The sequence below is a fragment of the Mycobacterium sp. Soil_C_30 genome (genome assembly GCF_057656995.1).
The window spans coordinates 155,301-177,006 of the sequence record NZ_JBDGJH010000012.1 but is presented as its reverse complement, the minus strand read 5'-3'; the positions used below and the strand labels follow the sequence as shown (position 1 = coordinate 177,006).

Annotated in this window: 22 protein-coding genes; 17 read left to right on the top strand and 5 right to left on the bottom strand. The window is 67.4% G+C overall.

What is annotated here, in order from left to right; genetic code table 11:
* Positions 1-57: 57 nt before the first annotated feature.
* A complete protein-coding gene (locus AC3A6P_RS22130; protein ID WP_487693917.1) occupies positions 58-522 on the bottom strand; it encodes a GatB/YqeY domain-containing protein in 465 nt (154 codons plus the stop codon).
* A 39-nt stretch (positions 523-561) separates the two neighbouring features.
* Here AC3A6P_RS22130 and AC3A6P_RS22125 point away from each other — a divergent pair, with 39 nt between their 5' ends.
* The 5 genes from AC3A6P_RS22125 to AC3A6P_RS22105 are packed head-to-tail and all read left to right on the top strand — an operon-like array spanning position 562 to position 5,872.
* Positions 562-1,779, top strand: a complete 1,218-nt coding sequence (locus tag AC3A6P_RS22125; RefSeq protein ID WP_487693972.1) for a DUF7847 domain-containing protein — start codon at positions 562-564, stop codon at positions 1,777-1,779.
* Positions 1,780-1,792: 13 nt separating this feature from the next.
* Positions 1,793-2,443, top strand: a complete 651-nt coding sequence (locus tag AC3A6P_RS22120; protein ID WP_487693916.1) for a DUF4129 domain-containing protein — start codon at positions 1,793-1,795, stop codon at positions 2,441-2,443.
* Complete coding sequence (locus AC3A6P_RS22115) at positions 2,425-3,585, top strand: DUF4350 domain-containing protein (RefSeq protein ID WP_487693971.1); 1,161 nt, start codon at positions 2,425-2,427, stop codon at positions 3,583-3,585. Before AC3A6P_RS22120 ends, AC3A6P_RS22115 begins: the two co-directional genes overlap by 19 nt.
* Positions 3,582-4,550 carry an AAA family ATPase gene (locus tag AC3A6P_RS22110; protein ID WP_487693915.1) on the top strand — a complete coding sequence of 323 codons (969 nt, stop codon included), beginning with the start codon at positions 3,582-3,584 and terminating at the stop codon, positions 4,548-4,550. The genes AC3A6P_RS22115 and AC3A6P_RS22110 overlap by 4 nt, the downstream gene beginning before the upstream one ends.
* The gene (locus AC3A6P_RS22105) at positions 4,550-5,872 is read left to right on the top strand and encodes a DUF58 domain-containing protein (RefSeq protein WP_487693914.1); all 1,323 of its coding nucleotides are present in this window, start codon (positions 4,550-4,552) and stop codon (positions 5,870-5,872) included. Before AC3A6P_RS22110 ends, AC3A6P_RS22105 begins: the two co-directional genes overlap by 1 nt.
* 4 nt (positions 5,873-5,876) lie before the next feature.
* Here the strand turns inward: AC3A6P_RS22105 and AC3A6P_RS22100 are convergent, their stop codons facing one another.
* Entirely contained in the window at positions 5,877-6,869 is a 993-nt protein-coding gene (locus AC3A6P_RS22100; protein ID WP_487693913.1) for a stage II sporulation protein M, read from the bottom strand.
* A gap of 63 nt (positions 6,870-6,932) precedes the next feature.
* Between AC3A6P_RS22100 and AC3A6P_RS22095 the strand changes: the two genes are divergently transcribed.
* Genes AC3A6P_RS22095 through lfrA form a run of 3 tightly spaced genes read left to right on the top strand, consistent with a single transcriptional unit; the run spans position 6,933 to position 10,014 of the window.
* Entirely contained in the window at positions 6,933-7,796 is an 864-nt protein-coding gene (locus AC3A6P_RS22095; protein WP_487693970.1) for an RDD family protein, read from the top strand.
* A 50-nt stretch (positions 7,797-7,846) separates the two neighbouring features.
* On the top strand, positions 7,847-8,419 hold the full coding sequence (locus AC3A6P_RS22090; protein ID WP_487693912.1) for a TetR/AcrR family transcriptional regulator: 573 nt from the start codon (positions 7,847-7,849) through the stop codon (positions 8,417-8,419).
* Between the two features lie 35 nt (positions 8,420-8,454).
* Positions 8,455-10,014, top strand: coding sequence for an efflux MFS transporter LfrA (gene lfrA / locus AC3A6P_RS22085; RefSeq protein ID WP_487693910.1), 1,560 nt, complete (start codon positions 8,455-8,457; stop codon positions 10,012-10,014).
* On the opposite strand, the gene AC3A6P_RS22080 is transcribed toward lfrA, so the two are convergent.
* Positions 9,970-10,464, bottom strand: coding sequence for an anthrone oxygenase family protein (locus tag AC3A6P_RS22080; protein WP_487693909.1), 495 nt, complete (start codon positions 10,462-10,464; stop codon positions 9,970-9,972). The genes lfrA and AC3A6P_RS22080 overlap by 45 nt on opposite strands.
* Positions 10,465-10,532: 68 nt before the next feature.
* Positions 10,533-10,865: a hypothetical protein gene (locus tag AC3A6P_RS22075; RefSeq protein ID WP_487693908.1), complete on the bottom strand. Its 333-nt coding sequence runs from the start codon at positions 10,863-10,865 to the stop codon at positions 10,533-10,535.
* 52 nt (positions 10,866-10,917) lie between these two features.
* Here AC3A6P_RS22075 and AC3A6P_RS22070 point away from each other — a divergent pair, with 52 nt between their 5' ends.
* Positions 10,918-11,841 carry an AraC family transcriptional regulator gene (locus tag AC3A6P_RS22070; RefSeq protein WP_487693907.1) on the top strand — a complete coding sequence of 308 codons (924 nt, stop codon included), beginning with the start codon at positions 10,918-10,920 and terminating at the stop codon, positions 11,839-11,841.
* A 38-nt stretch (positions 11,842-11,879) separates the two neighbouring features.
* On the opposite strand, the gene AC3A6P_RS22065 is transcribed toward AC3A6P_RS22070, so the two are convergent.
* The gene (locus AC3A6P_RS22065; RefSeq protein ID WP_487693906.1) at positions 11,880-13,229 is read right to left on the bottom strand and encodes a carotenoid oxygenase family protein; all 1,350 of its coding nucleotides are present in this window, start codon (positions 13,227-13,229) and stop codon (positions 11,880-11,882) included.
* Between the two features lie 120 nt (positions 13,230-13,349).
* On the opposite strand from AC3A6P_RS22065, the gene AC3A6P_RS22060 reads away from it, so the two are divergent.
* The 8 genes from AC3A6P_RS22060 to AC3A6P_RS22025 all read left to right on the top strand — a co-directional run bounded on the left by AC3A6P_RS22060 (position 13,350) and on the right by AC3A6P_RS22025 (position 21,607).
* Positions 13,350-14,060, top strand: coding sequence for a GntR family transcriptional regulator (locus AC3A6P_RS22060; RefSeq protein WP_487693905.1), 711 nt, complete (start codon positions 13,350-13,352; stop codon positions 14,058-14,060).
* A 92-nt stretch (positions 14,061-14,152) separates the two neighbouring features.
* Entirely contained in the window at positions 14,153-15,709 is a 1,557-nt protein-coding gene (locus AC3A6P_RS22055) for an NCS1 family nucleobase:cation symporter-1 (protein ID WP_487693904.1), read from the top strand.
* Positions 15,710-15,773: 64 nt separating this feature from the next.
* The gene (locus AC3A6P_RS22050) at positions 15,774-16,307 is read left to right on the top strand and encodes a PadR family transcriptional regulator (RefSeq protein WP_487693903.1); all 534 of its coding nucleotides are present in this window, start codon (positions 15,774-15,776) and stop codon (positions 16,305-16,307) included.
* 215 nt (positions 16,308-16,522) lie between these two features.
* On the top strand, positions 16,523-17,242 hold the full coding sequence (locus tag AC3A6P_RS22045; RefSeq protein ID WP_487693901.1) for a PadR family transcriptional regulator: 720 nt from the start codon (positions 16,523-16,525) through the stop codon (positions 17,240-17,242).
* Between the two features lie 58 nt (positions 17,243-17,300).
* The gene (locus AC3A6P_RS22040) at positions 17,301-18,047 is read left to right on the top strand and encodes a class I SAM-dependent methyltransferase (RefSeq protein WP_487693899.1); all 747 of its coding nucleotides are present in this window, start codon (positions 17,301-17,303) and stop codon (positions 18,045-18,047) included.
* A gap of 50 nt (positions 18,048-18,097) precedes the next feature.
* Entirely contained in the window at positions 18,098-19,417 is a 1,320-nt protein-coding gene (locus AC3A6P_RS22035; RefSeq protein ID WP_487693898.1) for an MFS transporter, read from the top strand.
* A gap of 17 nt (positions 19,418-19,434) precedes the next feature.
* On the top strand, positions 19,435-20,928 hold the full coding sequence (locus AC3A6P_RS22030; protein ID WP_487693897.1) for a glutamate-cysteine ligase family protein: 1,494 nt from the start codon (positions 19,435-19,437) through the stop codon (positions 20,926-20,928).
* A gap of 10 nt (positions 20,929-20,938) precedes the next feature.
* The gene (locus AC3A6P_RS22025) at positions 20,939-21,607 is read left to right on the top strand and encodes a class I SAM-dependent methyltransferase (RefSeq protein WP_487693895.1); all 669 of its coding nucleotides are present in this window, start codon (positions 20,939-20,941) and stop codon (positions 21,605-21,607) included.
* Positions 21,608-21,706: the final 99 nt, after the last annotated feature.

Sequence of the window (21,706 nt, the reverse complement as noted above, 5' to 3'; positions counted from 1 at the left end):
TCCAGCGGCTTCAGCCCGGTCGACGAGGCGGCGAGGCACGAGCCGGGCTTCCTCCAGTTACAGCCGATCCTTGACCGCGGCCGAGACCCGCGCCCCGTCGGCCTTGCCGGCGACGATCGCATTGGCAGCCTTCATCACCAGACCCATCTGTTTCATGCCGGGGCGCTCGCCGAGTTCCTCTGCCACCTGGGCGATCGCCGTGTTGACCGCGTGGGCCACCTCGTCGTCGTCGAGCTGGGTGGGCAGGTACTCCTCGATCACCGCCGCTTCGGCGCGTTCGTTGGCCGCCAGCTCACCACGGCCGTTGCTGATGTAGATCTGGGCGGCCTCGCCCCGTTTCTTCGCTTCCCGGGTCAACACCTTGAGCACCTCGGCGTCCGAGAGGTCACGCGCCTGCTTGCCGGAGACCTCCTCGGCCTGCACGGCGGCCAGCAACATCCGCAACGTGGCCATCCGCAACTTGTCCTGCGCCTTCATCGCCGCAGTGAGATCAGACCGCAGCCGCGCTTTGAGCTCCGCCATGCCTCATGACGCTACGCCTGGCCGCCCCGTGTGACTCGTATCGTTGTCAGAACCAACGACCATCGACAGGATGGTCACCATGCGCAACGACGACGGGGGACGCTCACTGTGACCCAGCCGCCGACCGGACCCGGCTGGCAGCCTCCGGGTTACCCGCAGCAGGGCTACCCGGGCCAGGGCTACCCACAGCAGGGTTACCCCCCGCCTGGCTACCCGCCACCGGGCTACCCCCCGCCTGGGTACCCGATCCAGGGCTACCCGCCGCCGCACAACGGCTATCCCGTCCTGCCACCAGTGGCCCTGCAGCCCGGCATCATCCCGCTGCGGCCACTGACCATCGGCGACATCTTCAACGGCGCCGTCCGCTACATCCGCGCCAATCCCAAGGCCACCCTCGGGCTGGCGGCCGCGGTCGTCATCGTGACCCAGATACTGGCACTCCTCCTCCAGGTGGGCCCGCTGGCCGCGATGGGGGAACTCGACGCCCTGCGCGGCGAGAGCGACTCCACCGCGGGCCTCATCGGGTCCTTCGCCACCACGGTGGTGGCAGCCCTGATGCAGGCGCTGACCGCGGTCATCCTGAGCGGCATGCTCACCGTCGTCGTGGGCCGCGCGGTTTTCGGATCCCCGATCACCATCGGTGAGGCCTGGGCCAGGATCCGCGACCGCATCCTGCCGCTGCTGGGGCTGGCGGTGCTGGAACTCCTCGGTGTGATCCTGCTGGCCGGCGTCATCACACTGATCATCGTGGGGCTCTCCGTCGGTACCGGCGTAGCCGTCGCCGTCCTCGTCGGGATTCCGCTCGGGCTGCTCGGCATCGTCGCGATCCTGTATCTGGCCACCATGTTGTCCTTCGCGCCGGTGGCGATCGTGCTCGAGCGGATGCCGGTGATCGACTCGGTCAAACGGTCGTTCTTCCTGATCCGTCACGACTTCCTGAGGGTGTTCGGGATAAGGGCGCTGGCCGGAATCGTGGTGTGGGCCATCGCGGCCGCCGTGGCCATGCCGTTTTCCATCGCGCAATTGATCATGGGCATGGAATCCACCGCCGCGATCCTGTTGGGTACGGTCTCGGCCAGCGTCGGCGCGATCGTCGGGCAGGTGATCACCGCGCCGTTCACCGCCGGCGTCGTCGTACTCCTCTACACCGACCGGCGTATCCGGGCCGAGGCGTTCGACCTGGTGTTGCGCACCGGCGCGACCGCCGGCCCCGGCGACATCACCTCGACCGACAACCTCTGGCTGGCCCGGCGTTGAGGATGAGGTTGCCGTGCCGCCGGTAGACATCGACCGCGATGCCGCGCGTGAGGCCGCGCAGGAGGAACTCAACAAGCCGATCTATCCGAAGGGTTCGCTGACCGATCGATTCAACGACTGGCTCAACGATCTGATCTTCCGGATCGTGGCCGGCGGTGACCTGATTCCCGGCGGTTGGTTCACCATCATGGTGCTGTTGATCATCCTGACGATCGCGATCGTGGTGGCCGTCCGTATCGCGCGTAACACCATGCGTACCAATCGCGGTGGTGAGCACCAGTTGTTCGGTTCGACGGAACTGTCTGCGGCCCAACACCGCGAGCTCGCGCAGCAGTGCGCCATGCGCGGCGACTGGGCCGCCGCCATCCGGCATCGGCTCCGCGCCATCGCCCGGCACCTCGAAGAGGTGGGCGTCGTGTCCGCGATTCCCGGTCGCACCGCCAACGAACTGGCGCGCGACGCCGGTGGCGCACTGCCCCAGCTCTCAGGTGAATTGAGCGCGGCAGCAGGCGCTTTCAACGACGTCACCTACGGTGAGCTGCCCGGCACCCAGGGTGCGTACCAGATGATCAGCGAGCTCGACGACCATCTACGGACGCGGTCGATGACGCCGACGTCGGCGTCGCCGCCGGCGACACCGCACGGCTGGGCGGAGGTGCGGTGACGTCCACGGCACCACGCCCGGCCGTCGTGAGCCGCTGGCGCACCGTGCGGTGGGTGGCCGGGGCCGCCGTCATGATCATCGTGCTGGCGGTGATCGCCGCCTGGCTCACCGCGCCTCGGCCCGGCGGCCGGATGGATCCCACTGCAACATCCGCCGACGGCGCGCACGCGCTGGTGGCGTTGTTGCGGGAACGCGGTGTGGACGTCGTGGTCGCCGACACGGTGGCCGACGCCGAACGCGCAGCCCGTCCCGACTCGCTGATCCTGATCGCGCAGACCGCCTACACCGCCGACGACGAACTGCTGCGCGACCTGGCCGAGGCGCCCGGTGACCGCCTGGTGGTGGAGCCGACGTCGCGCACCCGCGAAGCACTGGCCCCGCAGGTCCGGGTGGCGCCCACCGCCACCTATGGCGGCGACCCCGACTGCGACCTGCCCGAAGCCGTCCGCGCCGGGGTCGCACAGTTCGGGCCGACGGACACCTACGAAGCCGTCGAGGATTCCACGGTGGATCTCGTGCGCTGTTACTCCGGCGCGGTGGTGCGCTATCAGGATGACCAACGGCGCACCATCACCGTCGTCAGTACCGCCGAGTTCATGACCAATTCGACGCTGCTGCAGGAAGGCAACGCCGCGCTGGCGATGAACCTGGCGGGCAGCCGGCCCCGGGTCATCTGGTACGCACCGCAGCGCCTCGAGGGTGAAACGTCGGGCTCTGCAACGGTGTTCGACCTGATCCCGAAACAGGTCGACTGGATCGTGTGGCAACTGTGGCTTGTCGTGGCGTTGGTGGCACTGTGGAAGGGCCGCAGGCTGGGTCCGCTGGTGGCCGAACGGCTTCCCGTGGTGGTGCGGGCGTCGGAGACCGTCGAAGGCCGCGGCCGGTTGTACCGGGCGCGACGAGCGCGCGACCGCGCCGCCGACGCACTGCGCACGGCTACCTTGCAGCGACTGGCACCCCGGCTGGGATTCGGAGTCCACCCCGACCCCGCAACCGTCGTACAGGCGGTGGCCCAACGCACTGCTCTGGATCCGAATACCGTGCACCACACTCTATTCGGGCCCACTCCCGGTTCCGACAACGATCTGATGCATCTCGCTCACGCGCTCGACGACATCGAAAGGCAGGTCGCCCACTCGTGACACAGCCCGCTACTTCCACCGCTGACACCGCACGCTCGGCACTGCTGGCCCTGCGCGCCGAGATCGCCAAAGCGGTCGTGGGTCAGGATGCCGTGATCAGCGGCCTGGTCATCGCATTGCTGTGCCGCGGCCATGTGCTGCTCGAAGGTGTACCCGGGGTGGCCAAGACGCTGCTGGTGCGTTCGCTGGCCGCAGCACTGCAGCTGGAGTTCAAGCGGGTGCAGTTCACCCCCGACCTGATGCCGGGCGACATCACCGGATCGGCGATCTACGACGCGCGCACCGCCGAGTTCGAATTCCGGGAAGGCCCGGTGTTCACCAACCTGATGCTCGCCGACGAGATCAACCGCACCCCACCCAAAACCCAGGCCGCCCTGCTGGAGGCGATGGAGGAACGACAGGTCAGCGTTGACGGTGATCCGCGCGCGCTGCCCGACCCGTTCATCGTGGCCGCCACCCAGAACCCGATCGAGTACGAAGGCACCTACCAGCTTCCCGAGGCACAGCTCGACCGTTTCCTGTTGAAGCTGAATGTTCCTCTGCCGCCCCGGGATCAGGAGATCGCCATCCTGGGCAGGCACGCGCACGGTTTCGACCCGCGCGACCTGTCCGCCATCCGGCCGGTTGCGGGCATCGACGATCTGCGCGCGGGCCGCGAAGCCGCCGGCCGCGTACTCGTCGCCGACGAGGTGCTCGGCTACATCGTCGACATCGTGGGCGCCACCCGGCAATCGCCGGCCCTGCAACTGGGTGTCTCACCGCGGGGGGCCACCGCACTGTTGGGCACCGCCCGGTCGTGGGCGTGGTTGTCCGGGCGCAACTACGTGACCCCCGATGACGTCAAGTCCATGGCACGTCCGACGCTGCGCCACCGCATCGCCCTGCGTCCCGAAGCCGAACTCGAAGGCGCGACACCGGACGCCGTGCTCGACGGCATCCTGGCCTCCGTTCCGGTACCGCGGTAATGGTCCTCACCGGCCGCACCGGGCTGGTGGCGCTGATCTGCGTTCTCCCCGTCGCGGTAGCCCCTTGGCCGGCAACGGCATTCGCGGTCCTGGCGGTGCTGCTCGCTGCCGCCGTCGGACTCGACGTCGTGTTTGCGGCCAGCACCAAGGGTCTGGAGTTCTCGCGTTCCGGCGACACCTCGGCGCGTCTCGGCGAGCCGGTGAACGTACAGCTCCTGGTGCACAACGGCGGTTCCCGCACCTTCCGCGGCGCGGTCCGAGATGCGTGGGCGCCCAGCACTAGAGCGCAACCCCGCTCGCACGATCTCACTCTCGCGCCGGGGCACCGACAGCAGGTGGGTACCGCCCTGCGCCCCATCCGGCGCGGCGATCAGGTCTCAGCGGTGGTCACCGCGCGATCCATCGGCCCGCTGGGTCTGGCCGGCCGGCAGAGTTCGCACCGGGTTCCGTGGACGGTACGGATCCTGCCGCCGTTCCTGTCCCGCAAGCACCTGCCGTCGCGGCTGGCGAAACTCCGCGAACTCGACGGCATGGTTCCGGTGCTGATCCGCGGTCAGGGCACCGAATTCGATTCGCTGCGTGAGTATGTCGTCGGAGACGATGTCCGGTCCATCGACTGGCGCGCCACCGCACGGCGCAACGACGTGGTGGTGCGCACCTGGCGCCCGGAACGTGACCGCAGGGTCGTCATCGTCGTCGACACCGGCCGTACCTCGGCCGGCCGGGTAGGCGTCGACCCCACCGCCAGCGACCCCGGCGGTTGGCCCCGCCTGGACTGGTCCCTGGATGCCGCACTGCTGCTGGCCGCGCTGGCCTCGCGCGCAGGTGACCACGTCGACTTCCTGGCCCATGACCGCAGCACCCGCGCAGCCGTCGTCAACGCCTCCCGCACCGAACTCCTGGCGCAGTTGGTCGAGGCCATGGCACCACTGGAACCCGCTCTCGTCGAATCGGATTCGACGGCGTTGGTGGCCGCGATCCAGCGCCGGGTCCGGCGCCGTGCGCTGGTGGTGTTGCTCACCGACCTCAACGCCTCGGCGCTGGACGAGGGCCTGCTGCCGGTGCTGCCGCAGCTGTCGGCCAAACACCGGGTGATCGTCGCCGCGGTGGGCGACCCGCGCGTCGACGAGTTGGCCGCCGGCCGTTCGGATCCCGCCGCAGTGTATGACGCGGCGGCCGCCGAGAAGGCCCGAAACGACCGTCGCACCATCGCATCCCGGCTGCGCCGAAGTGGCGTCGAGGTGGTGGACGCCCTCCCTGAAGATCTGGCGCCCGCCCTGGCCGACAGCTACCTGGCGATGAAGGCCACCGGGAAACTCTGAGCGCTCACGATGTGGGCACGATGTCGGGCGCGTCATCGGCGTCACCGGTGGCGCCGGCCGACGCCGCCTTACGGCCGAAGTAGACGATGTAGCCCAGGAACGCGACCTCGGCCAGCACCCCGATCGCGACGCGGACGAAGGTCGGGAACGGCGACGGCGTCACCAGTGCCTCGATCAGCCCGGAGATCAGCAGCACCACAACGAGTCCCACAGCGACCGCGACCACGGCACGGCCCTGCTCGGCCAGCACCTGCCCGCGCGGCCGGTTGCCCGGTGAGATCACTGCCCAGCCCAGCCGCATGCCCACCGCGGCCGCCAGGAACACCGCGGTGAGCTCGAGCAGACCGTGCGGCGCCAGCAGGCCGAGGAAGACGTCGCCTTTGCCGTGGTGGAACATCAGCCCACCGGACACCCCGAGGTTCGCGGCGTTCTGGTACAAGACGTACGGGATCGGCAGCCCGAGCAGGATCGCGTAGCCGATGCACTGGGCGGCCACCCACGAGTTGTTCACCCACACCCGCAGTGCGAACGAACCCGCCGGATTCTCGCTGTAGTACGCCGCGAACTCATTGTTGACCAGTTCATCGATGTCGGTGGGGGTGCCCACCGCCGCCTGCACTTCCGGATTGAGCGCCACCCAGACGCCGATGATGGTGGCCACGACGAAGAACGCCACCGCCGAGGCCAGCCACCACCGCCATGCGCGGTAGGCGACCACGGGAAACGAGACGGTCCAGAACCGGACGAACTCGCTCCACAGGGGGGCGTGGGCGCCGGTGACGGCAGCGCGGGCGCGGGCCACCAGCGTCGAGAGCCGGCCGACCAACACCGAATCCGTCGACGACGACCGCAGCATCGACAGATGGGTGGACGCCCGCTGGTACAGCTCCACCAGCTCGTCGACTTCGGCTCCCGTCAGCGTGCGACGCTTCTTGACCAGCGTTTCCAACCGGTCCCAGGCGGGGCGGTGGGCGAGCACGAACGCGTCGACATCCACGCCCGCGAAGTCTAGTAGCGTCGAAATGTGGCTACCCCTGGCAACTGGCAGCAACCCGGTTCGGTGGTGACCGGCGATGCCGTGGTGCTCGATGTGCAACTGGCCCAGCTACCCGTGCGTGCGGTGGGCGCGCTGATCGACGTGACGGTGATGTTCGTCTGCTACGTCATCGGGATACTCCTGTGGGCGGCCACGTTGCCCGACTATGACCCGGCCTTGTCTGCCGCGGTGCTGATCATCTTCACGGTGCTGGTGTTGCTCGGCTATCCGCTGGTGTTCGAGACCGCCACCCGCGGCCGCTCGCTGGGCAAGATGGCGATGGGGTTGCGAGTGGTGTCCGAGGACGGCGGCCCAGAACGATTTCGGCAGGCCCTGTTTCGTTCGCTGTCGGCGGTGATCGAGATCTGGATGTTCTTCGGTGGGCCGGCGGTGATCTGCAGTCTGATCTCCCCGAAGGGCAAACGTCTGGGCGACGTCTTCGCCGGCACCGTGGTGATCAGCGAGCGCGGTCTGCGTGTCAGTCCCCCACCGCCGATGCCGCCCTCGCTGGCGTGGTGGGCCGCCTCACTGCAACTGTCGGGGCTCGGGCCCGAGCAGGCCGAGCTGGCCCGGCAGTTCCTGTCCCGCGCCCGTCAACTCGACCCTGCGCTGCGTGAGCAGATGGCACACCGCATTGCCGGCGAGGTCCTCGCTCGAATCTCCCCGCCACCTCCGCCCGGGACACCGCCCCAATACGTGCTGGCCGCGGTGTTGGCCGAGCGGCACCGCCGCGAACTGGACCGGTTGGGGCGTCAGAGCGCCGCGCCGGGTCCGCCGGTGAGCTTTCCAGCCTGGCCCCCGACGCCCGGCCCGCCGACCTGGACCCCGCGCCCGCCGGCACCGACCCCGACCTCGCAGCAGCCTGGAGGATTCACACCTCCGACCTAATGTGGGACACCAATGTCCCATTTTGAAAAACTCGTGCTATATTTTGAGCCATGAGTGAGGTTGCATCGATCGAGGGTGGCGCGCGGGGACGCACCCGTAAGGCGATCATCGAGGCAGCCATGATCGTGCTGGCCGAGAACCCCGCCGCGCCGCTGACCGATATCGCGGCCGCCGCGGGCGTCGGGCGCAGCACACTGCACCGCTACTTCCCCGAGCGCGCCGACCTGATCCGCGCGCTGGCCTTGCATGTCCACGAACTGAGCAACGCCGCGATCGCGGAGGCCGAACCAGAATGCGGACCGCCGCTGGCAGCGCTGCGCCGCGTGGTCGAAGGCCAGCTCGAGCTCGGCCCCATCGTCGTGTACGTCTTCACCGAACCCATCGTCAACGCCGACACCGCGTTGATGGCGCATCTCGACACCGGCGACGAAGTGATCGCCGAGATGCTGAGTAAGGTGTCCACCCAGCCCGCCACTGCACCACCTGGATGGGCGCGACGAGCGTTCTGGGCGCTGTTGAATGCCGGCTACCAAGCGGCAAAAGAGGACGGCACCTCCAAACACCGCATCGTCGACGCCATCATGGCCACCCTCACCGAGGGCACCATCCGTTCCGACGCGTAGAGCCTCCGCTCCGCGTCACCATCTCAGGAGAACACATGTCCACCTTCATCGGCGTCGACCGCACGGTCTCCGCCGCCACTCCGCGCAGCGCCTGGGTCGCCCTGGCTGTGCTCATGCTTCCCGTGATGTTGATCGCGATCGACAACACCGTGCTGACGTTCGCGCTGCCGAAGATCGCCGAGGATTTCCGTCCGCCGGCCTCCACCCAGCTGTGGATCGTCGACGTCTACGCCCTCGTGCTGGCCGCCCTGCTGGTGGCCATGGGTGGCCTCGGTGACCGCATCGGGCGCCGCCGGCTGCTGATGATCGGCTCGTCCGGCTTCGCCGTGGTCTCGGCCGCGGCGGCTTTCGCCCCGAGCGCCGAGGTGCTGGTGGGCGCCCGCGCACTGCTCGGTGTGTTCGGCGCCATGCTGATGCCCTCGACGCTGTCGCTGTTGCGCAACATCTTCGTCGACGCCTCCGCACGCCGCCTGGCCATCGCCATCTGGGCCTCGGGTTTCACCGCGGGCTCGGCGTTGGGGCCGATCGTCGGCGGCGCCTTGCTGCAGCACTTCCATTGGGGTTCGGTCTTTCTCATCGCCATCCCGATCCTGCTGCCGCTGCTGGTGCTGGGACCCCGGCTGGTTCCCGAGTCCCGCGACCCCAATCCGGGACCGCTGGACCTGCCCAGCGTGCTGCTGTCCTTTGTGACGATGCTGCCTCTGGTGTGGGCTATCAAAACCGCTGCCCACGATGGGTTCTCGACGGTGGTCGTGGCGGCGGTGGCCATCGGCCTGACCGCAGGCATGTTGTTCGTCATGCGCCAGAACCGCAGCGCCACACCGATGCTCGACATGAAACTGTTCAGCAACGCCCCGTTCACGTCGTCGATCCTGGCCAACTTCCTGTCCATCGTCGGCCTGATCGGCTTCCTGTTCTTCATCTCGCAGCACCTGCAGTTGGTGTTGGGGCTCAGCCCGTTGGCGGCCGGCCTGGTGACGCTGCCGGGTGCGGTGCTCTCGGTGATCGGCGGCCTGGCGGTGGTGAAGCTGGCCAAGCGTTTCGCGCCGCATTCGCTGATGACGATCGGGCTGGTGCTCGTCGCGGCCGGCTTCCTGCTGATCCTGCTGTTCCGCCATGACCTCACGATCGTCGCGGTGATCGTGTCGTTCCTGGTGCTCGAGCTCGGCGTCGGCGTGTCGCAGACGCTGTCCAACGACATCATCGTCTCCTCGGTACCGCCCGCGAAGTCCGGTGCAGCGTCAGCAGTTTCGGAGACCGCATACGAGCTGGGCGCCGTCGTCGGCACCGCAACGCTGGGCACCATCTTCACGGCGTTCTACCGCAACAACGTCGAGGTGCCCGCGGGTTTGAACCCCGAACAGACCCAGGCCGCAGCCGAGAGCATCGGTGGAGCCACCTCGGTGGCGGACACCTTGCCGCAGGGGCTGGGCGATGCACTGCTGGAGTCGGCGCGTACGGCGTTCGACTCGGGTATCGCTCCGACGGCGATCATCGCGAGCTCGCTGGCGTTGGTCGCAGCACTGGTGGTCAGCGTATCGTTCCGGCGCTCAGCGAAAGTGGATGCCGGCCAGAAGCAGCGCGGCACCCACTAACGACACCACGCTGCGCGCGTGATTCCACGCGGTCCACGGCCGGTAGTAGGCCGCCCACTCCCGGGCGGCCTCGGCAGGGTTCAAGCCGACCGGATCCACTGCGGCCAGATGGTCGTTGAGCGGGATGTTGAACCCGATGGTGATGATCAGAGCCAGTACCGCGCACGCGGCACCTGCCAAGAGGTAGACGCTGCCCGGTCGGCCCAGCTGTAGCGCAGCGACGATCCCCACCGCCAGCGCCAGCAGGGCCGACCCCAGGAACATCACCAGGAATGGGGCATTCGCCTGCGCTTCGGCATTGATCCCCCGCATCGCGGTGATCGCCTCCGCGGGATCGGTGCGGTCCAGACCGCGCATCGTGAATGTGGAGAAGGCGTAGAACAGCCCGCCCACCGCGGCGGCACCGAGGGCGGCGGCGTAGGACAGGATCAGCAACGGCTGCGTACTCACACCGCGAGTCAACTCCCGCCGGCTGCGACGATCCATCGCTCATCGTCGCGATTACATACGTCAGCGTCTCAGCTCTGGAATGAGACCAGCAGCAGAACCAGGTCCACCGCAAGCAACAGCCAGGCGACCATCGGCACCAGGATGCCCTTGGGGCGCCGCGCGGTGAAGAACGACAGCAGGATGGCGGCGGCCGACACCACCGGCGGCCCGTAGAGCAGCACGGTGAACAGACCCTCCGAAGGCACTTCGCACGTCGCCGCCGTGCACGCAGCGGTACCCATCACCTTGCCGTACGCGAAGACCACCAGCGCCGCGGCGCCGAGAATCGTGGCCAGCGCCAGCACCCAGTTCAGCACGGCACCGCCGGGACGAGCGCGGCGTTCGACTTCGACCATGGACATGGCCTACCCACAAAGAACGTCCGGTACGCCGTCCGGAGCTACGCTGCGGTCTGTGGATGCGTTGGCCGGGTTGCTCGACGGGGTGCGGGCCCGCGGCGCGTTCGTCCTGCGGTTGTCGCTGGATCCGCCGTGGGCCATGCGGATTCAGGACGAGGCGCCGCTGACCGTCCTGTGCCAGACGCAGGGTCAGGCGGTGATCCTGGGCGATGACGGCAGCCAGGACTGGCTGCATCCGGGGGATGTCGCGGTGGCCCGCGGTACCCGCCATTATGTCTTCGCCGATTCCCCGGCCACCCCGCCGCAGGTGATCATCCACCCCGGCCAGCGGTGCACCACACCGGCAGGCGCGGACCTGCGCTTCGAGATGGCGATCGGCGTGCGCACCTGGGGCAACAGCGAGGCCGGACAGCACCGGTGTGTGATCGGAGCCTATGAAGGCCGTAGCGCGGTCAGTGCACGGATTCTCGATGCGCTGCCGCCGGTGGTGATCATGCGGACCGACTCCCCTTTGGTTGCTCTGCTGGCCGCTGAGGCCGGTCGCGAGAGCTCGGGACAGGAGGTGTTCCTGGACCGGCTGCTCGACCTGGTGCTCATCGATGCGTTGCGGAGCTGGTTCGACCGGGCCGACACCGCGCCGCGTTGGTGGCACGCCGAGCGTGACGCACTCGTGGGCCCGGCCCTGCGGTTGATGTACGCCCGCCCTGAGCACGCCTGGACGGTGGCGAACTTGGCTGGCGCAGTGGGTTGTTCGCGGGCGGTACTGGCCAGGCGGTTCACCGACCTCGTGGGCGAACCGCCGATAGCATTCCTCACCGGGTGGCGTCTCGCCTTGGCCGCCGATCTGCTGCGGTCCAGCGATGACACCGTCGCCACCGTGGCCCGCCGCGTCGGTTACAGCACGCCGTTCGCGTTCAGCAGTGCGTTCAAGCGCGCCTACGGTTTCAGCCCGAACGAGCATCGGCGCCAAGCGGTTTAGCCATCGCCCATCCCACCAACTCGTCGTCACCGACGCCGCTAACCAGCCTGTATCCAGTTGCCGTGGAAGCCGTAGGGCACCCGGCGCGGCAGCCTGATGCGGGCCACCGGTGCACCGGCGAAGTCGGAAGCGTCCAGGATCACCAGGTCGCTGCCGTCGCGCTCGGGGTCGTAGACATATCCGAGGTAGTACCCGTTGGATTCATCGGCCGGGCCGTTGGCCGAGGGGACGAAGACGGCTTCACCGGGTCCGCCGGTTCCGAACGAATGACGTTCGCTGGCACCGGTTTCCAGGTCGTAGCGAATCAAGCTGTCGTTGCCCACCGAGACGGTGTAGCGGGCCGGCAGCCCGGCCAGGCGGTCGTCGATGCGGGGGAATTCGATCGAGCGGTCGTCGAGTTGGCGTTCCTCGACCCGACCGGTCGCCAGGTTCAGCCGCCAGCTCCACAGCACACCGTCGGCTTCGAACCCACCGGTACCCCGCCACAGCTCGGGGTACCGAACTGCTTGCAGCACAATCGAATCACCGTCGTCGAAGGAGTTGGCGACGTGGAAGACGTAGCACGGGTCGATATCGAACCAGCGGATCTCACCGAAGGGGTCGTCGCGGCGCAGCACACCGAGCCGGGCACCGTAGGCGTCATCCCATCGATAGGGCATGTCACCTTCACCGCGCAACGCGACGTCGAGATTGAACACGATGGGCAGGTCCATGAACACCACGTGCCGCGCCGTCAGGGCGAAGTCGTGCATCATCGTCAGCGCGGGCACGTCGACGGGCCGGTTGATCACCAGTTCACCGTTGGCGTCAGCCCGGTGATAGGTGACGTGCGGGGCGAAGATGTTGCCGTAGCCGAAGAAATGCAGCTCCCCGGTGGTGGGGCAGATCTTCGGGTGCGCGGTCATGGAATCGACGAGCTTGCCGCCGAAATCCCAGGCGCCGACGGTCTGCAGGTCATTGGAGATCTCGTAGGGCAGCGACGACTCCACCAGCGCCAGTGTCTTGCCGGCGTGGTTGACCACGTGAGTGTTGGCGACGCTGGCGTGCAGATTGCGGGTGCCGTCGGCGTTGTAGAGAGGGAAGTCCTTCTTGAAGCTGTCCGTCTGCACCCAGCGGTTGCGGTACCAGGCCGCGCGTCCGTTCTCGATCCGGACGCCGTGGATCATGCCGTCACCGGTGAACCAGTGTGCGGTGGCCTGGCGCGGGTTCGGGCCGTTGCGCAGGTACCACCCGTCGAGTTCACCCGGAATGGCACCGTCGACCTCGAGGTCGAATTCGGTGAGCTCATCGGCAACGGGGGCGTAGTTTCCGGTACGGAAGAACTGACCCTCGGCGGGCAGATTGCCGCGCTCAGGAGAGGCGGTCTGCGGTTCGGATGTGTGAGTCATGTCGGAAGTCTCCTGGGCTGGGATTCGCTGACTCCACCACTCTGACACTCCAACGCTGACATGTCAATAGTGGAATGTGGTCGCCTCGCGCTATCGCAGTCTTGGGAGGAAGATCGCTGAGTGCCTGACCGCCGACACTCCGCCGCGCTGTTCAGGGCGGCGGTGGGCCGCGACGGCGGCTCACACCAGAACGTGGTCGACGAGCTGCGGCGAGTGATTCTCGACGGCGCCGTTCCGCCGGGCACACCCATTCCGGTGACCGAGGTCGCCGAGATGTTCGGAGTGAGCCATATCCCGGTTCGGGAAAGCCTGAAAACCCTTACCGGAGAAGGGCTTGTGCAACACCGGCCGAACTCGGGCTACTCGGTGGCCCAGCTGACCGCCAGTGAGCTCGCCGAAATGTACCTGGTGCGTGAGACTCTCGAGTCCGCGGCCATGGCAGCGGCGGTGCTGCACGCCACCGACGCCGACCGGACGCACCTGTCCGAGGTTCACCACACCCTCGAGCAGGCGCTGAAATTCGACGACGCGCAGGCTTACCATCGACACAGCCGTCAATTCCACATGGCGCTGAGCCGGCCGTCACGCATGCTGCGGCTGGTACACATGCTCGAATCCGCTTGGAACATCACCGAACCGGTGCAGCTGATGGTCCATGTGGAGCCCAGCCAGCGCGCCGTCCTGCACGACGACCACCGGGTGATGCTGGTGGCGTTTCTCGACGGTGACGCAGACGCCCTGCTGGAAGCCACCGCCGTGCACAACAAACGCCTCAACACAGTGGTGGCGTCGCTGCCCACGGACACCGGCCTGGTTATCAAAGACGGGTGATCTCGTAAATATATTCTCGGCGCAACGGCTGGGAAACACGCCGTGGCTACGTTTCCTGACATCGATCTGGAGTCACGAGCAGGAAGCTGACCATGACAGACACCCAAGACCTTCCCCCCGGCGCTGTCGTCGGTGCCAACGACATCGTCGAGGCATCCGGTCACCCGGTCGGCGGCGGAATCATCAAGTCGACCTACGACCCGAGGCTCACCAACGAAGACCTCGCCCCGCTGGGCAAGCAGACCTGGTCGTCGTACAACATCTTCGCGTTCTGGATGTCCGACGTGCACAGCGTGGGTGGATATGTCACCGCAGGCAGCTTGTTCGCCCTGGGTCTGGCCAGCTGGCAGGTGCTGATCGCGCTGCTGGTCGGCATCGTGATCGTCAACGTGTTCTGCAACCTGGTGGCCAAACCCAGCCAGCAGGCCGGAGTTCCCTACCCGGTGGTGTGCCGCAGTTCTTTCGGCGTGCTGGGCGCCAATATCCCGGCCATCATCCGCGGTCTGATCGCGGTGGCCTGGTACGGCATCCAGACCTACCTGGCGTCGGCCGCGCTGGACGTGGTGCTGCTCAAGCTGTTCCCGGCGTTGATGCCCTACGCGGATCCCGAGCAGTATGGATTCACCGGGTTGTCCCTGCTGGGCTGGTGCAGCTTCGCGCTGCTCTGGGTGCTGCAGGCCTGCGTCTTCTGGCGCGGCATGGAATCCATCCGCAAGTTCATCGACTTCTGCGGTCCCGCCGTCTACGTCGTCATGTTCATCCTGTGCGGTTATCTGCTGTACCGCTCGGACTGGCACGTCAGCCTCACCCTCGGCGGCGAGAAGCAGGGCAACACCATCGCGATCATGTTGGGCGCCATCGCTTTGGTGGTGTCGTACTTCTCCGGCCCGATGCTGAACTTCGGCGACTTCTCGCGCTACGGCAAGAGTTTCCAGGCAGTCAAGAAAGGCAACTTCCTGGGCCTGCCGGTGAACTTCCTGGTGTTCTCGCTGCTCGTGGTGATCACTGCCGCGGCCACCGTGCCGGTGTTCGGCGAGCTGCTCACCGACCCGGTGGAAACCGTCGCGCGGATCGACAACACCATGGCAATCGTGTTGGGCGCCTTGACCTTCACCATCGCCACCATCGGCATCAACATCGTCGCCAACTTCATCTCGCCGGCCTTCGACTTCTCCAACGTCAGCCCGCAGAAGATCAGCTGGCGGATGGGCGGCATGATCGCCGCCGTGGGTTCGGTGCTGCTGACCCCGTGGAACCTGTACAACAACCCCGAGGTCATCCACTACACGCTGGAGACCCTCGGCGCCTTCATCGGTCCGCTGTTCGGGGTGCTGATCGCCGATTTCTACCTGGTGCGTAAGCAGAAGATCGTCGTCGACGACCTCTTCACGATGACCGAAACCGGGAACTACTGGTACAAGAAGGGCTACAACCCAGCCGCGGTGGCCGCCACGATCGTGGGTGCGGTGCTGGCGGTGATCCCGGTCTTGCTCGGGGGTTCGGTGGCCGGCATGGCCACCGCGGCCCAGTACAGCTGGTTCATCGGCTGCGGCGTCGCGTTCGGCCTGTTCTACCTGTTGGCTACCCGCGGGCCGTGGCGGATGTCCGCACTCCGCCTCCCGCAGGGTGCCGATCTGGTCCAGGGCTGATCCCACTCCTCGCCGCGGCCTCGACATTCCACTATTGGAGTGTCGGGGCCGTAGCATGTCCGCCGTGAGTCTCCGCTTCGCCGCCCTCGGATTGTTGGCCCAACATCCCGCGAGCGGCTATGACCTGCTGAAGCGGTTCGAAGCATCGATGGGCAACGTGTGGCCGGCAACCCAGAGCCAGCTCTACGGGGAGTTGAACAAGCTCGCTGCCGACGGACTGATCGAGGTGACCGCGGTGGGAGCGCGGGGGCGCAAGGAGTACGCCATCACCGAGGCCGGCCGCGCGGAGCTGCTGACCTGGATCACCCGTCCGCGCGACAACACCCCGGTCCGCAGACCCGATGTCCTGCGGGTGTTCCTGCTGGGCGAGATGACGACGGCCGACGCCCGCGCGTACGTGGACGGAATCGCCGCGACCGCCGACAAGACCCTGGAGCACTACAAGCACATCCGCGATTCGGTGCCGTGGCAGGACGACGCAGACGACTTCTTCGCCCGCGCCGCGCTGGAATACGGCCTGCGCAGCGCGGCCATGGAGGCCGATTGGGCGCGCTGGCTCCTGTCCGCGATCGACGAGCGGCAAGACCCTACTTCTTGACCCGGTAGATCGTCCGGTCACCTTCGCCACGTCCACAGACGCGGTGCACCCGAATGACGTTGTGAACGGGGTCATTTGGCGACCCCCGGGACGCGGCAGCCGTGACGATGGAACCACCGGCTCGGGAACAAACGTTGCATCACGATAGTTATCGATATATCGTCAACGTATCGGAAGCGGTTATCGAGCTTCCCACACTGAAAGAGAGACACCTCATGAACACCCCATTCACACCACAAGACGGCCCGTTCGGCCGCCCCTTTGCCGGCCCCATTGGCGGCCCCGGCTTCGGTTTCGCGCCCGGCGATCGTCGTGCCCTGCATGAGCAGCGCCGCAGCGCCCGTCGCGACTTCCGCAACCACGTCCGCGAACACGGCGGGCCCGGCTTCGGTCCGGGCTTCGGTGGCCCCGGATTCGGCCGCGACTTCCCCGGCTTCGGCTTCGGCCCCGGCCCGTTCGGCGGACGCGGAGGTCGTCGCGGCCCGGGCCGCGGCGGTCGCGGCAAGCGCGGAGACGTGCGCGCCGCCATCCTCACCCTGCTCGTCGAACGGCCGATGCACGGCTACGAGATGATCCAGGAGATCGCCTCCCGCAGTAACGGCCTGTGGAAGCCCAGCCCCGGCTCGGTGTACCCGACGCTGCAACTGCTCGAGGACGAGGGCCTGATCACCGCCGCCGAGACCGAAGGCAGCAAGAAGCTCTTCGAACTGTCCGAGGACGGCCGGGCCGCCGCCGAGAAGGTGGAGACCGCGCCGTGGGATGAGATCAACGAGAACGCCGATCCGGCCCAGATGAATCTGCGCTCGGCCACCGGCCAGCTCTTCGGAGCCGTCGCGCAGTCCGCGCACGCCGCGTCCGAGGAGCAGCAGCAGCGGATCATCGAGATCCTCAACAACGCCCGCCGGGAGATCTACCAGATCCTCAGCGAAGACTAGGGATTTCGGCGCGCTCGTAACCGCTGAGCGGTTATGAGCGCGCCGAAATCGCGACAAGATGGACCACATGAGCATCGAGCGCATGCCCCGCGGCGGACCCGACGCGAGCTGCCTGGACCGGCTGCTGGAGACCAGCCGGCTCGAGTATCTCGACCGTGACGACATCGACGACGCCGTCAAGCGGAGGGTCATCGGCGCGCTCGACTGGACGGGCCGGGTGTTCGGCAACCACCGCCGTTTCGCCGAGATCGCGCTGGCCGAGATCGCCGACGTCGCCGACCCGCGAATCCTCGAACTCGGCGCCGGCCACGGCGCGGTGTCACGACTGCTGCTGGAGAACCATCCGACCGCTGAGGTCACCGTCACCGATATCAACACCGAGTCGGTGGCCGGCATGGCCGAGCTGGGCGAGGATCCGCGCGCCACGGTGCGCGAGATGGACGCCACCGCGATCGATGCGCCCGACGGGGCCTTCGACCTGGCGCTGTTCGCCTTGTCGTTTCACCACTTGGCGCCGGCGCAGGCGGCGAAGGTGTTCGCCGAAGGCACCCGGGTGGCCACGAAGCTGGTGATCATCGACCTGGCCCGCCCACCCGCACCGCTGCATGTGATGCAGTTGGCGACCATGCTGCCGTTCTCGCTCATTCACCCGTTCGTGCACGACGGTGTGATCAGTTCGCTGCGTAGTTACAGTCCCTCGGCGCTGCGGGCACTGGCCGCCCATGCCGACCCGAACATCGAGGTCACACTGCGCGGCGGCATCACGTCACCGCAGGTGGTCGTCGCGCAGCGGTTTAAATCGTGATGCGCGAAACCCTGGTGTGAATCGGCGCGCAGCAGGCTACATAGGGCAGCGTGACCATCGCCGACCCGCCAGTCCCGTCGAGCGCCGATCAGACGGACCCCTCCAAGGTGCGTACCGCGCTGCTGGCCAGCCTGGTCGGCACCACCATCGAGTGGTACGACTTCTTCCTCTACGCCACCGCCGCCAGCCTGGTGTTCAACCAGGCGTTCTTCCCGGACCAGAGCTCGTTCGTGGGCACCATGTTGTCGTTCGCGACGTTCGCCGTCGGGTTCGTGGTGCGGCCCATCGGCGGCTTCGTGTTCGGCCACATCGGCGACCGGATCGGCCGTAAGCGCACGCTGGCGCTGACGATGTTCCTTATGGGCGGTGCCACCGCCCTGATGGGCATCCTGCCGACGGCCGCGCAGATCGGCGTGCTGGCCCCGATCCTGCTGCTGTTGCTGCGCGTCGTGCAGGGTTTCGCCCTCGGCGGCGAGTGGGCCGGGGCGGTGCTGCTGGCCGTCGAACACAGCCCCGCCACCCGGCGTGGGTTCTCCGGCAGCGTCCCGCAGGTGGGTCTCGCGCTCGGCCTGGCCCTGGGCACCGGCGTTTTCGCGTTCCTCCAGGTCGCCATGCCCGAGGACGCCTTCCTGTCCTACGGCTGGCGCATCGCCTTCCTGGTCAGCATCCTGCTGGTGATCTTCGGTGTGGTCGTCCGCCTCAAGGCCGACGAGACTCCGGCGTTCGAGAAGATCCGCAGCGAGGAACGGCGGTCGGCGGTCCCGGTCAAGGAGATCTTCAAGCCGCCGGTGCTCAAGACCACCGTGCTGGGCATGCTGTCGCGCTGGGGTGAGGGTGCGGCGTTCAACACCTGGGGTGTTTTCGCCATCTCCTATGCCACCGCCACGCTGCACTTCGACAAGGTGCCGGTGCTGGTGGTGGTGACGGTCTCGGCACTGCTGATGGCGGTGCTGCTGCCGGTGTCGGGCATGCTCGTCGACCGGTTGGGCGCCAAGCTGGTGTACGGCACCGGTATCGCCGCCTACGCCGTCGCCGTCTTCCCCGTGTTCGCGCTCTTCAACACCGGCAGCATGGTGGCCTACACCATCGGCATGGTCGTGGTCTTCGGCATCATCCATGCCTGGTTCTACGGCGCGCAGGGCACGCTGTACGCCTCGTTGTTCGACACACCCGTGCGCTACACCGGCCTTTCGACGGTGTACCAGCTGTCCGGCGTGTACTCCTCGGGCCTGACGCCGCTGATCCTCACCGCGCTGATCGCCGCCGCCGGGGGCTCGCCGTGGCTGGCCTGCGCGTACCTGGTCGGCACCGCGGTGATCAGTGTCATCGCCACGTGGCTGCTCAAACCCCGGGCGCTGTCCGAGCTGTAATCACTACCATCGACTGCGTGGGCGAAGAGGTCACGCAGACCGAGTTCAGCGGAGCGCACCGCCAGGAGTACCGGCGCAAGGTGCAACTGTGCCTCGACGTGTTCGAGGCAATGCTCAGACAGACCGCGCCGAACCAAACAGCTTTCGAGTTCGACCGCCCCCTCACCGGCATGGAGATCGAGTGCAACCTTGTGGACAACGACTACCAGCCGGCGATGCGCAACTCCGATGTGCTGGCCTCGATCGCCGACCCCGCGTACCAGACGGAATTGGGTGCGTACAACATCGAGTTCAACGTGCCGCCTCGGCCGCTGCCCGGCACGTCGGGCCTCGAACTGGAGAATGACGTCCGCGCCAGCCTGAATGCCGCTGAAACCAAAGCCAATTCCAGTGGCGCGCACATCGTGATGATCGGGATCCTGCCGACGTTGATGCCCGAGCACCTGTCCTCGGACTGGATGAGTGAGTCCACGCGGTATCAGGCGCTCAACGACTCGATCTTCAACGCGCGCGGTGAAGACATCATGATCGACATCAACGGACCGGAGCGGCTCAGCCTCCAGTCACCCTCGATCGCGCCCGAATCTGCCTGCACCAGTATGCAATTGCACCTGCAGGTCTCCCCCGGCGAGTTCGCCGACAATTGGAACGCCGCGCAGGTGCTGGCCGGGCCCCAGCTCGCGCTCGGCGCCAACTCGCCGTTCTTCTTCGGCCACCAGCTGTGGGCCGAGACCCGCATCGAGTTGTTCACCCAGGCCACCGACACCCGGCCCGACGAACTCAAATCGCAAGGCGTCCGCCCGCGGGTGTGGTTCGGCGAACGCTGGATCACCTCGATCTTCGACCTGTTCGAGGAGAACGTCCGCTACTTCCCGTCGCTGCTGCCCGAGCTGTCCGACGAAGACCCGGTGGCCGAGCTGGCGGCGGGCCGCACTCCGAAGCTGGCCGAGCTGCGGCTGCACAACGGCACGGTGTACCGGTGGAACCGGCCGGTGTACGACGTGGTGGAGGGACGGCCCCACCTGCGGGTGGAGAACCGGGTGCTGCCCGCCGGGCCGACGGTGATCGACATGCTGGCCAATTCCGCGTTCTACTACGGCATGTTGCGCACGCTGTCCGAGGAAGACCGGCCGGTGTGGACGAAGCTGAGTTTCGCTGCGGCAGAGACGAATTTCACCTCCGCGGCCCGTGACGGCATGGACGCGCGGCTGTACTGGCCCGGCGAGGGTGAGGTGACACCCGATGAGCTGGTGCTGCGCCGGCTGTTGCCGATGGCGCACGAGGGATTGCGCCGCTGGGGCGTGGCCGCCGAGGTGCGCGACCGTTTTCTCGGCGTCATCGAAGGCCGGGCGAAGACGGGGCAGACGGGCGCCGCCTGGCAGGTCGCGACGGTGCGCGCGCTGCAGGAGCGAGGTATGGCGCGCCCCCAGGCACTCGCCGAGATGCTGCGGCTGTATTGCCAGCGGATGCACACCAACGAGCCCGTCCACACCTGGGACGGCCCCGCGTAGCGTCGACCGCATGACGTCTGAAATCGACTGGGACAGCACCTACCGCGGTGAGGGCGGCTTCGACGGCCCGCCACCATGGAACATCGGGGAGCCGCAGCCTGAGCTGGCCGCGCTGATCGCCGCCGGCAAGGTGCGGGGTCAGGTGCTCGATGCCGGATGCGGGTACGCCGAGTTGTCCTTGGCGCTGGCCGCGCAGGGTTACACCGTCGTCGGCATCGAACTCACCCCCACCGCGGTGGCGGCCGCGACGAGGGCCGCCCAGGAACGCGGCCTGGCCAACGCCACGTTCGTTCAGGACGACATCACGACGTTCACCGGGTTCGACGGTCGCTTCGACACGATCCTCGACAGCACCCTGTTCCACTCCTTGCCGGTAGAGGCGCGCGACGCCTATCAGCAGCGGGTGTTCGCGGCGGCCGCCCCGGGCGCCACCTTCTACATCCTGGTGTTCGCGGTCGGTGCGTTCCCGCCGGATCTGGAGCAGAAGCCCAATGCGGTGGACGAGGCCGAACTCCGTGCGGCCGTGGGCAAGTACTGGGCCATCGACGAGATCCGGCCTGCGTTCATCCACGCGAACATGCCTGAGATTCCCGGCATTCCGATGCCCGCGCATGACCGCGACGAGAAGGGCCGGGTGAAGATGCCCGCGTTCCTGCTGACCGCGCACAAGCCGGCCTAGTTCCGGGGCGGTCTTTTACCGCGACGCAACGCGCGGGTGATGGGTCGGACACATCGACTGCCCAGTCTTGAGGCCGCATCTCGGGCAGGCCCGCGCAGA